Here is a 10,875-nt window from a genome sequence, read left to right on the forward strand (position 1 = left end):
CTAGCAAGGCACCCGACATTCAGCGCGAGCGGCGCGCCTTGGCCTCAGCATCGGCCCATGCGCGCTGCGCCGGGGTCAGGGAAGAGCTTCCGGGGCCGGTGGTCGCGACGGCGGCACCACTGCCTGCCCGCCACGCGTGGGTGATGGCCAGGGCCAGGGCGTCTGCTGCGTCGGCGGGCCGGGGCGGCGCGTCCAGCCGGAGGATCTTGGTGACGAGCTTGGTTACGGCATCCTTGTTGGAGGATCCGCTGCCGGTAACAGCTGCCTTGACTTCCGACGGCGTGTGCAGCGCCACCGGGATGCCGCGGCGCGCGGCCGCGGCGATCACCACGCCGGACGCCTGCGCCACCCCCATGACGGTGCTGACGTTGAGCTGGGAGAAAACGCGTTCGACGGCGAGAACCTGCGGTTCGTAGCGGTCCAGCCATTCGTCAATGGCAGTGTCAATGACCAATAGCCGCTGATCCAGCGTCTCATCCGGGGCGGTGCCCACGACGCCGACAGCCACCATGGTGGCGCGCCGGTTCCGTTCCACGTCCACTACGCCGATGCCGCAGCGGGTCAGGCCCGGGTCAACGCCCAGGACGCGGAGCGTCACGGGCGTTCCGTCACTCGGATTCCAGGGCGGCCTGGACTTCGTCGCTGAGGTCGGCGTTGCTGTAGACGTTCTGCACGTCGTCGAGCTCTTCCAGGGCGTCCGCGAGCTTGAGGAACTTCCGCGCGCCGTCCACGTCCAGTTCCACCTGCATGGAGGGAACGAATTCCACTTCATCGGTGTCGTATTCGATGCCGGCTTCCTTGAGCGCCCCGCGGATCGCGGGGAGGTCTCCGGGCTCGGAGTGGATCTCGAAGGTCTCGCCGTTGTCCTTGACTTCTTCAGCCCCTGCATCGAGCACGGCCATCAGGACGTCATCTTCGGTGAGGCCGTTCTTGGGCAGGTTGACTACTCCCTTGCGGGTGAAGAGGTAGCTGACGGACCCGGGGTCGGCGATGGTGCCGCCGTTACGGGAGATCGCCAGGCGTACCTCGGACGCGGCCCGGTTCTTGTTGTCGGTGAGGCACTCGATCAGGAGGGCGGACCCCTGCGGGCCGCGGGCTTCGTACATGATCTCGGTGTAGTCCACCACTTCGCCGGTGAGGCCGGCGCCGCGCTTAATGGCACGGTCGATATTGTCGTTGGGAACCGAGGTCTTCTTGGCCTTGGTGACGGCCAGTTCCAGGCCAGGGTTGCCCGCGAGGTCCGGACCGCCCATGCGGGCCGCGACTTCGATGTTCTTGATCAGCTTGGCGAACGACTTGGCGCGGCGGCTGTCAATGATCGCCTTTTTGTGCTTGGTCGTTGCCCATTTGGAGTGGCCTGACATGCTTTACGCTTCTCCTCTGATCATGCGGATAAAAAGTTCGTGGATGCGTTTTTCCCCGGTCACTTCCGGGTGGAAGGAGGTGGCCAGGAGCTGGCCCGAACGCACTGCCACAATTCTAGCCGTCCCGGGCAGGGGCGCCGCGTGGGAGGCATGTTCCGGGTCGGCCGGCTCCACCTGTGCCAGCACTTCCACGTCCTGCCCAACGCGCTCCACCCAGGGCCCTCGGATGAACACGGCATGGACCGGCGCCACGCCGGAGCCGGTGGCACTGAACTCCAATCCCTTGAAGTCCAGGTCAGTTTCGAAGGACTCCCGCTGCCGGCCGAAGGCGTTGCGGCGCACCGTAATGTCCAGGCCGCCGAAGGTCTGCTGCGGCGCGCCGGACAGGTCGGTCGCAGGGTCTGCAATATCGGAGGCCAGCAGAATCATGCCTGCGCAGGACCCGTAGACCGGCAGGCCGGCGGCGATGCGTTCGCGCAGCGGCACTGCAAGCTCAAACGCGCGGGCCAGCTTGTCGATGGCGGTGGATTCCCCGCCGGGAATGATCAGGCCGTCCAGGCCTTCCAGCTCCTGTGGCCGGCGTACGGCCACCGCCTCCGCGCCACTGTCTGCAGCAGCGCGGAGGTGCTCGCGGAAGTCGCCCTGGAGCGCCAGTACACCGATCCGCAGCCCGGTTCCAGGACGTGCGGGAGCGGCGGAAAGGGAAGTTGTCATCCATCCAGCATACGGGCCGGGGCCATTCCCCCGGTCGCGGGTCATCCCGGCCGGCGGGATGCATGCCCCTGCTGGGATATATTCGAACTATGTTCTACTTCAGTGTTCCGCTCGGCAAGCTGGTCCGCCGGGTGTCCCGGCTTCGGGGCGGCGGCTCGGCCCTGCCCGGCCTGGTCGTCGAGAAAATCGACCCCGGCTTCATGCGGCGGACGCTGGCAGACCTCCCCCACGGCGTGGCGGTGGTCAGCGGCACCAACGGCAAAACCACCACCACGAAGATGGTGGTTGAACTGCTCGAAAGCCAGGGGCTGAAGGTGTTCACCAACCGCACCGGCAGCAACTTCACCCGCGGCGTGGCGGCGGCGCTGCTCGGCGAGGTTGACTGGCGGGGGCGGCTGGACGCGGACATCGCCGTCCTTGAGCTGGACGAGGCCCATGCCGTGCACTTCGTCAACAGCGTCCCGCCGCGGTACTGCCTGCTGCTGAACGTCCTGCGGGACCAGTTGGACCGGTTCGGCGAAATCGACAAGACAGCCCAGCTGCTTCAGCACATCGCGGCCAAGACCACCGGAACCGTCGTCCTCAACCGGGAAGACCCACGTGTGGCGCGGATCGCAGACACCCTCACCGGCCAGGAAGTGAAGTATTTCGGCCTGGACGACTCGATGCTCGGGACATTCCCCAACGACGACGACATGCGCGCCGCTCCCGGCAGCCCCGCTCCGGCGCGCCTGCCCGAAAAGCCCGCAGCCGACGTCGTACTCCGCTCGGTGGGCGCCGCCAGCGCCAGCTTTGAGTACGACGGCGGTACGGCCACCACAGGGATGAAGCTTCGCGGCGTCTACAACATCTTCAATGCCGCAGCCGCGCTCACCCTGGCGCGAAGCATCTGCGGCAGCGGCGCGGCCGCCGCTGACAACGATGCGCTGCTGGCCGCACTGTCCCGGGTTGCGCCGGCGTTCGGCCGCGGCGAGAGCCTGACCGTGGACGGCCAGCCGCTGGATCTGGTGCTGGTGAAGAACCCCAGCGGCTTCCGGCTGGGACTGAAGTCCTTCCCGGCAGCGGGCTATGCCACCATGGTGGCCATCAATGACAACTACGCCGACGGCCGCGACATGTCCTGGCTGTGGGACGTGGAGTTCGAATCCCTCCGGGAAGGCGGCGTGGACCAGCTGACCGGTTCACGTGCCTACGACATGGCGCTGCGCCTGCAGTACGACGAGGTGCCGGTTGGCTCCGTGGAGCCGGAAATCGCCCCGGCCCTGGCGTCGTTCATCAGGGAAGGGAAGGGCAAGCCCAAGCGGATATTCTGCACTTACACCGCCATGCTGGCCATCCGGCGTGAGCTGTCCAAGATCACCACCGTGGAGGTTGTCTCGTGAACCCAGAAGCAGCAACTACCGGCGGCGGGAGCAAAGGGACACTCCGGGTGGTGCAGCTGTACCCGCGGGACATGAATATTTACGGCGACTGGGGCAACGCCCTGGTGCTCCAGCGCCGCATCTCGTGGCACGGCTACACCCCGGAACTCATCGAATACAACGTGGGCGACGCCTGGCCGGAGGAGGCGGACATCCTGGTGGGCGGCGGCGGACAGGACAGCGGCCAGCTGATCATCCAGGACGACCTGCAGTCCCGCGCGCCGGTACTGAAGGCCCTCGCCGAGGACGGCCTGCCCATGTTGGTGATCTGCGGCCTCTACCAGCTCTTTGGGCGCTTCTTCAAGACGCGGACCGGCACCGTGATCCCCGGCATCGGCATCCTGGACGTGGAAACCCACGGCACGGACGAGCGCCTGATCGGCAACGTCAAAGTGGACACTCTTGAGTTTGGCGAGGTCCTGGGTTACGAGAACCACAGCGGCCAGACCACGCTCGGTCCTGCGGTACGGCCGCTGGGGACCGTTGCCAAGGGGACCGGCAACAACAGCAGCTCCGGCCACGAGGGCGCCCGTTACCGGAACATCGTCGCCAGCTACCTGCACGGGTCGCTGCTGCCGAAGAATCCCGCGATCGCCGACTTCCTGATCCGCACCGCGGCTGAGCGGAAGTTCGGCACGTTTGAACCCGGCGAGCCGGACGACCACTTCGCTGAGCTCGCCCGGCAGCACGCGGCGCGCCGACCCCGGTAGCCGGTTGGACGGCGGGCGGTCTGTCGCGTTGAGCCGCCGGGGCCGTTGTGAAAGGTTTGCCTCATGACAAACCCCCTTCTCACGCCCAGCCCGCTGGAGTACGGGCTTCCGCCGTTCAGCACGGTCACTCCCGCGCACTTCGAAGAAGCCATCGAAGCCGGCCTCAGTGAGCAGCTGGCGGAGATCCGGGCGGTCGCCGGCAACCCTGCTGCCCCGACTTTCCAAAACACCGCCGTGGAAATGGAACGCTCCGGCCGGCTCCTGGGGCGGGCATCGGCGTCGTTCTTCACGCTGGTTTCCGCGGACGCGTCGGAGGAAATCCGGGCACTCGAGACCAAGCTGGCGCCGCGGTTCTCCGCCCACCAGGACGAAATATTTCTCAACCGGGACCTATACGGGCGTTTCGCGGCCATCGACACCTCCGGGTGCGACGCCGAGGGGGCGCGGCTGGTGGAGGAGTACCTCAAGGAGTTCCGCCAGGCCGGTATCCAGTTGGACGCGGCGGGGCAGGAGCGTCTCCGCGCCATCAACGCCGAACTGGCACGGCTGGGAACCGACTTTGGCCAGAGGGTCAAGGAAGGAATGAAGTCGGGCGCCCTGCTCATTGAAGACCGGGCGGAACTGGCCGGCCTGCCGGATGACGAGGTTGCAGCCGCTGCCGAAGCCGCGCGCGCCGCAGGGCACGATGGCAAGTTCCTGCTCACCCTCCTCCAGCCGGGAAACCAGCCGGCCCTCGCCGCGCTGGGGAACCGGGACGTCCGCCGTCGGCTGTTCGAAGCGTCCGTGGGGCGCGGCAGCGGCGGCGGTGCACTGGACGTCACCGGACTTGCCCGGACCATGGCCGGCCTGCGCGCGGAAAAAGCGGCCCTGCTCGGTTTCGCCAATTACGCCGAACTGGTGGTGGATCTGCAGACGGCACCCTCCTTCGACTCCGTGCAGGCCATGCTGGACCGGCTCGCGCCTGCGGCGGTGCGGAACGCAGATGCCGAGGCGCGCGTCCTGGCAGAAGCGGCCGGGCACCCTCTGGAACCTTGGGACTGGGCCTACTACTCCGCAAAGGTCCGCCGGGAACGGCACCAGGTGGATGAGCACGCGATCCGTCCGTACTTCGAGCTGGAACGGGTCCTGGCGGACGGCGTCTTCTTCGCCGCCACTTCCCTCTACGGAATCACGTTCCATGAGCGCACCGACCTCGCCGGCTACCATCCGGATGTCCGCGTCTGGGAGGTGCGGAACGCGGATGGGAGCGGCCTGGGCCTGTTCCTGGGTGACTACTATCAGCGCGAATCCAAGCGCGGCGGCGCCTGGATGAACAGCCTCGTGGACCAGTCGGCCCTGCTGGACGCCCGGCCCGTGGTCATCAACACGCTGAACATCTCCAAGCCGCCGGCCGGTGAACCCACGCTGCTGACGCTCGACGAGGTGCGGACAGTGTTCCATGAGTTCGGCCACGCGCTGCATGGCCTGTTCTCCGACGTCACCTACCCGAAGCTCTCCGGCACGGCAGTGCCCCGCGACTTCGTGGAGTACCCGTCCCAGGTCAACGAGATGTGGATCATGTGGCCCGAGGTCCTGGCCAACTACGCCCGCCACCACGAAACCGGGGAACCGCTTCCGGCCGGGATCGTGGACCGGTTGGAATCCTCCCGGCTCTGGGGCGAAGGCTTCGCCACCACGGAGTACCTTGGCGCGGCGCTGCTGGACCTGGCCTGGCATGTCCTCGGACCGGACGATGTTCCGCAGGATGCCATAGCCTTCGAAGCGAAGGCCCTCGCCGCGGCCGGACTTGCACACCCGTTGATTCCGCCCCGTTACCGCACCGGCTACTTCCAGCACATTTTCGCGGGCGCGGGCTACGCGGCCGGCTACTACTCCTACATCTGGAGCGAGGTCCTGGACGCGGAGACGGTGGATTGGTTCACGGAACAGGGTGGCCTGACCCGTGCCAACGGCGAACGCTTCCGCCGGGAACTCCTGTCGCGGGGCAACAGCCGCGACCCGCTGGAATCATTCCGGATCCTCCGGGGCCGCGAAGCAAGGCTGGAACCGCTGCTCAAGCGCCGCGGCCTGGAATAGCCAGGCACCCCACCCACCCCACACCAGTTAAAGAAGTACGACGCCGGTCCCGCACCGCAAAGGGTGAGGAACCGGCGTCGTCATGACTTAGGCGAAGCGACCAGCGACCGGCGGGGCTGATCCGGCAGCGTGCGTAAAAGGGGCCCCGCCCCTAGCCATCGCCTGTCTGGCGGCAGCGGGAGGCGGGGAATAGCACGCAGAGGATCGCGCCGTCCGGCGCCCCCAAGGCGCTAAGAGAGAATTACCAGCCGCGCTCGGCGAGGCGGTGGGGCTGGGGGATCTCGTCGACGTTGATGCCCACCATGGCTTCGCCCAGGCCGCGTGAGGCCTTGGCGATGACATCGGGGTCGTCGTAGAAGGTGGTGGCCTTGACGACGGCGGCGGCCCGCTGTGCCGGGTTGCCGGACTTGAAGATGCCGGAACCGACGAACACGCCGTCAGCCCCGAGCTGCATCATCATTGCGGCGTCCGCCGGGGTGGCGATGCCGCCTGCGGTGAAGAGAACCACGGGGAGCTTGCCTGCGGCGGCAACTTCCTTGACCAGTTCGTACGGAGCCTGGAGTTCCTTGGCCGCGACGTAGAGCTCGTCCTCGGGCAGCGCGGACAGTTTGGCGATCTCTGCACGGATCTGGCGCATGTGGCCCGTGGCGTTGGAGACGTCGCCGGTGCCGGCCTCGCCCTTGGAACGGATCATGGCCGCGCCCTCGTTGATGCGGCGCAGTGCCTCACCGAGGTTGGTGGCGCCACAGACGAAGGGAACCTTGAAGTTCCACTTGTCGATGTGGTTGATGTAGTCGGCCGGGGTGAGGACCTCAGACTCGTCGATGTAGTCGACGCCGAGGGACTGCAGGACCTGGGCTTCAACGAAGTGGCCGATGCGGGCCTTGGCCATGACCGGGATGGACACGGCGTCGATGATCTGGTCGATCATGTCCGGGTCCGACATGCGGGACACGCCGCCCTGGGCACGGATATCCGCCGGAACGCGTTCCAGCGCCATCACGGCCACAGCACCGGCGTCTTCGGCGATGCGGGCCTGTTCGACGTTGACGACGTCCATGATGACGCCGCCTTTGAGCATCTCGGCCATGCCCCGCTTGACGCGGTTGCTGCCCGTGACGCTGTTCGCGGACGAACCGGCTTCGCTGCTTACATCAGGTGTAGACACAAAAACCCCTATGGGTAGATAGATGACCTTCGCCCGGCGTGCAGGCGGCACGGAACTGCCGGCCTTGACACACACGGATTGCCGGGTCCATTGACCGGGCAGTCCTAATACTAGTCCCACCGCGGGCCGCCGGCTTAATCAGGGTTAATCCGCCGGCGCTGCCTCGGCCATGGCCTGCCGGCGGACGGAAACGATGCGCTGCACCACGGTGATAAGACTGGCTGCGCCCAGCAGCACCAGAGTGGCCAGCAGCACCACCGGCGGCAGGCCCAGGCCGGTGAACCCGGTGACCACCAGGACGGACACCAGTCGTTCGGCGCGCTCGGCCACCCCGACGTTCGCGGTGAACCCCAGGGATTCGGCCTTGGCTCTGGCATAGGAAACCACCATGCCCAGGACCAGGCAGATGGTGGCCGCCATGGCAATGGGCACGTTGGACCCGCCGGTGAAGAACCAAATGGCCAGCCCGGCAAAGAGGGCGCCGTCAGCAATGCGGTCCAGCGTGGAGTCAAGGAAGTTGCCCCAGCGGCTCTTCACGTTCTGCATCCGGGCCATGATGCCGTCCAGGACGTCCGAGAAGATAAAGGCCGTGATGAACAGCGTGCCCCACCACAACTGGCCCGACGGGTAGAACACCAGCGCGCCAACCACCACGCCCGCCGTTCCCGCGATGGTGACCGCATCCGGCGAAACGCCGATCCGCAGCAGCCATCTGGCCAGCGGCGTGAAGAGTGCGGTAAAGAATCCCCTGGCGTGCCTGTTAAGCATCCGTCTCCCCGGGCCAGGCCTCGGCCACCTGCCGGCGGACCTCATCGAGGGTCTGGGTGATGGCTTTGGTCTGGGCAATGATCGGGAAGAAGTTGCCGTCGCCGCCCCAGCGGGGAACGATGTGCTGGTGCAGGTGGGCCGCAATGCCGGCGCCGCCCACGACGCCCTGGTTCATGCCAAGGTTGAAGCCGCCGGGATTGGATACCTTCCGCAGGACGCGCATGGCGGTCTGGGTGAGCTCGGCGAATTCGGCGGTCTCCTCCACGGTGAGGTCGGTATAGTCCGGAACGTGCCGGTAAGGGCACACCAGCAGGTGGCCCGGATTGTACGGGAACAGGTTCAGCACCACGTAGCAGGTCTTGCCTCGGTAGACGATCAGCGCTTCCTCGTCCGTGCGGGCGGGACCCACGCAGAAGGGGCAGTCGTCCTGGTTCTTGAACTGGTGCTGGCCGCCCTTGATATACGCCATGCGGTGCGGGGTCCACAGTCGCTGGAAGGCGTCCGGAACACCGGCGAGGTCGAAGTCGTCCGTTACGCCCGAATCCCCCGGATACCCGGCGCCTGTGTTTTCCTGCACGGTGTGTTCCGTTTCCGCTAGCTGGTCCGGTTGCGGACGGCTTCGGTGATCCGCTTGACCGCCTCGGCCACCGGCACGCCGTTGTCCTGGCTTCCGTCACGGAAACGGAAGGACACGGCGCCTGCCTCGGCGTCGTCCCCGCCGGCAATCAGCACGAACGGGATCTTGTCCTTGCTGGCGGTGCGGATCTTCTTGGGGAAGCGGTCTGAGGAGGTGTCCACCTCGGCTCGGATGCCCGCAGCCTTGAGCTGGTCAACGACGTCGAACATGTACTCGTTGAAGGCCTCCGCCACCGGGATGCCCACCACCTGGACAGGAGCCAGCCAGGCGGGGAACGCGCCGGCGTAGTGCTCGGTGAGCACACCCATGAAGCGCTCGATGGAACCAAAGAGGGCGCGGTGGATCATGACCGGCCGCTGGCGGGTTCCGTCGGCGGCCTGGAATTCCAGCTCGAAGCGCTCTGGCAGGTTGAAGTCCAGCTGGATGGTGGACATCTGCCAGGTCCGGCCCAGCGCGTCCTTTGCCTGCACGGAAATCTTGGGACCGTAGAAGGCCGCCCCGCCCGGGTCCGGAACCAGTTCCAGTCCGGACTCCTGCGCCACCTCGGCGAGGGTCCGGGTGGCTTCTTCCCAGGTGGCGTCGTCGCCAACGTACTTTTCGGGGTCTTTGGTGGACAGTTCCAGGTAGAAGTCGTTGAGCCCGTAGTCCTTGAGCAGGCCCAGGACGAAGTTCAGGGTCTTGGTGAGCTCGTCCTTCATCTGCTCGCGGGTGCAGTAGATGTGGGCGTCGTCCTGTGTCATGCCGCGCACGCGCGTCAGGCCGTGCACCACGCCGGACTTCTCGTACCGGTACACGGAACCGAATTCGAACAGCCGCAGCGGCAGTTCGCGGTAGGACCGTCCGCGGGAGCGGAAGACGAGGTTGTGCATGGGGCAGTTCATCGGCTTCAGGTAGTAGTCCTGGCCGGGCTTGCGCACGGTGCCGTCCTCGTTGAGTTCGGCGTCCACGTGCATGGCCGGGAACATGCCCTCCTTGTACCAGTCAAGGTGGCCCGAAACCTCGTACAGGTGGCCCTTGGTGATGTGCGGCGTGTAGACGAACTCGTAGCCGGCCTCGACGTGGCGCTGGCGGGAGTAGTCTTCCATCTCCTTGCGGATGATGCCGCCCTTGGGGTGGAACACCGGCAGGCCGGATCCCAGTTCGTCCGGGAAGGAGAACAGGTCGAGTTCGGAGCCCAGCTTGCGGTGGTCGCGGCGTTCGGCTTCGGCGATGCGTTCCTGGTAGGCCTTGAGGGCTTCCTTGGTGGGCCAGGCGGTGCCGTAGATGCGCTGCAGCTGCTGGTTCTTCTGGTTGCCCAGCCAGTAGGCGGAGGACGAGCGGGTCAGCGCGAAGGCGTTGGAGATCAGCTTGGTGTTGGGCAGGTGCGGGCCACGGCACAGGTCACACCAGACGGTGGTGCCTTCCTTGCGCTCCACGTTGTCGTAGATGGTGATGTCGCCGGCGCCCACCTCGACGTTGACGCCTTCCCCGGCTTCGGCGGCCTCGTTTTTCTTGCCCAGGAGCTCGAGCTTGTAGGGCTCGTTCTTCATGGCCTCGCGGGCTTCGTCCTCGCTGACCACGCGGCGGACGAACTTCTGGTTCTGATTGATGATCTTCTGCATCATCTTCTCGAGGGTCTTGAGGTCCTCGGGGGTGAACGGTTCTGCGACGTCGAAGTCGAAGTAGAAGCCGTCCGTGATGTAGGGGCCGATCCCCAGCTTGGCGTCCGGCCGCAGCTGCTGCACCGCCTGGGCCATGACGTGGGCGGTGGAGTGGCGGAGCACGTTCAGGCCGTCGGGGGAATCGATGGTGACGCCCTCGACGTCGGCGCCTTCCGGCAGCTCCTGGTCCAGGTCCTTCAGTTCGCCGTTGACGCGGGCCACGACCACGTCGCGGCGCTCAAAGAAGAGTTCCGCACCGGTTGTCCCGGTAGCCACCTTGGTCTCTTCGCCATCGACGAGAAGGGTGATCTGCTGGGCATCTGACACGGGTGTCTCCTATTCAAAGTTACGGCTTCATAGCTTGTGGCGTACGGGGA

General features: G+C 66.3%; 10 protein-coding genes. 3 read left to right on the forward strand and 7 right to left on the reverse strand.

What is annotated here, in order from left to right:
- Positions 1 to 19: 19 nt before the first annotated feature.
- From ruvC to pdxT, 3 genes are read right to left on the reverse strand one after another with little or no spacing between them, the layout of a single operon-like run.
- Positions 20 to 598 carry a crossover junction endodeoxyribonuclease RuvC gene (gene ruvC, locus ACIQCM_RS01970; RefSeq protein WP_400603588.1) on the reverse strand — a complete coding sequence of 193 codons (579 nt, stop codon included), beginning with the start codon at positions 596 to 598 and terminating at the stop codon, positions 20 to 22.
- 10 nt (positions 599 to 608) lie between these two features.
- Positions 609 to 1,364, reverse strand: coding sequence for a YebC/PmpR family DNA-binding transcriptional regulator (locus ACIQCM_RS01975; protein ID WP_400603586.1), 756 nt, complete (start codon positions 1,362 to 1,364; stop codon positions 609 to 611).
- Positions 1,365 to 1,367: 3 nt separating this feature from the next.
- Positions 1,368 to 2,078 carry a pyridoxal 5'-phosphate synthase glutaminase subunit PdxT gene (gene pdxT, locus ACIQCM_RS01980; RefSeq protein WP_400603585.1) on the reverse strand — a complete coding sequence of 237 codons (711 nt, stop codon included), beginning with the start codon at positions 2,076 to 2,078 and terminating at the stop codon, positions 1,368 to 1,370.
- Between the two features lie 89 nt (positions 2,079 to 2,167).
- Here pdxT and ACIQCM_RS01985 point away from each other — a divergent pair, with 89 nt between their 5' ends.
- From ACIQCM_RS01985 to ACIQCM_RS01995, 3 genes are all read left to right on the forward strand, one after another.
- Positions 2,168 to 3,460 carry a MurT ligase domain-containing protein gene (locus ACIQCM_RS01985; protein ID WP_400603583.1) on the forward strand — a complete coding sequence of 431 codons (1,293 nt, stop codon included), beginning with the start codon at positions 2,168 to 2,170 and terminating at the stop codon, positions 3,458 to 3,460.
- The gene (locus tag ACIQCM_RS01990) at positions 3,457 to 4,209 is read left to right on the forward strand and encodes a type 1 glutamine amidotransferase (RefSeq protein ID WP_400603581.1); all 753 of its coding nucleotides are present in this window, start codon (positions 3,457 to 3,459) and stop codon (positions 4,207 to 4,209) included. Before ACIQCM_RS01985 ends, ACIQCM_RS01990 begins: the two co-directional genes overlap by 4 nt.
- 63 nt (positions 4,210 to 4,272) lie before the next feature.
- Positions 4,273 to 6,285, forward strand: a complete 2,013-nt coding sequence (locus tag ACIQCM_RS01995) for a M3 family metallopeptidase (RefSeq protein WP_400603579.1) — start codon at positions 4,273 to 4,275, stop codon at positions 6,283 to 6,285.
- Between the two features lie 241 nt (positions 6,286 to 6,526).
- Here ACIQCM_RS01995 and pdxS read toward each other — a convergent pair whose 3' ends face one another.
- The 4 genes from pdxS to thrS form a co-directional block, all read right to left on the reverse strand.
- Positions 6,527 to 7,453, reverse strand: coding sequence for a pyridoxal 5'-phosphate synthase lyase subunit PdxS (gene pdxS, locus ACIQCM_RS02000; RefSeq protein WP_377216101.1), 927 nt, complete (start codon positions 7,451 to 7,453; stop codon positions 6,527 to 6,529).
- A gap of 144 nt (positions 7,454 to 7,597) precedes the next feature.
- Positions 7,598 to 8,221, reverse strand: a complete 624-nt coding sequence (gene pgsA, locus ACIQCM_RS02005) for a phosphatidylinositol phosphate synthase (protein WP_400603577.1) — start codon at positions 8,219 to 8,221, stop codon at positions 7,598 to 7,600.
- Positions 8,214 to 8,798 carry an HIT family protein gene (locus ACIQCM_RS02010; protein WP_400603575.1) on the reverse strand — a complete coding sequence of 195 codons (585 nt, stop codon included), beginning with the start codon at positions 8,796 to 8,798 and terminating at the stop codon, positions 8,214 to 8,216. The genes pgsA and ACIQCM_RS02010 overlap by 8 nt, the downstream gene beginning before the upstream one ends.
- A 17-nt stretch (positions 8,799 to 8,815) precedes the next feature.
- Entirely contained in the window at positions 8,816 to 10,825 is a 2,010-nt protein-coding gene (thrS, locus tag ACIQCM_RS02015) for a threonine--tRNA ligase (RefSeq protein WP_400603574.1), read from the reverse strand.
- Positions 10,826 to 10,875 lie beyond the last annotated feature (50 nt).

The sequence above is a fragment of the Pseudarthrobacter sp. NPDC092439 genome (genome assembly GCF_044754945.1).
Classification (GTDB): Bacteria; Actinomycetota; Actinomycetes; order Actinomycetales; family Micrococcaceae; genus Arthrobacter.

Excerpts from the sequence above, each read along its gene's own strand:
- ACIQCM_RS01975 (WP_400603586.1), bottom strand. The coding sequence starts at position 1,364 with ATGTCAGGCCACTCCAAATGGGCAACGACCAAGCACAAAAAGGCGATC.
- pdxT (WP_400603585.1), bottom strand. The coding sequence starts at position 2,078 with ATGACAACTTCCCTTTCCGCCGCTCCCGCACGTCCTGGAACCGGGCTG.
- ACIQCM_RS01985 (WP_400603583.1), top strand. The coding sequence starts at position 2,168 with ATGTTCTACTTCAGTGTTCCGCTCGGCAAGCTGGTCCGCCGGGTGTCC.
- ACIQCM_RS01995 (WP_400603579.1), top strand. The coding sequence starts at position 4,273 with ATGACAAACCCCCTTCTCACGCCCAGCCCGCTGGAGTACGGGCTTCCG.
- pgsA (WP_400603577.1), bottom strand. The coding sequence starts at position 8,221 with ATGCTTAACAGGCACGCCAGGGGATTCTTTACCGCACTCTTCACGCCG.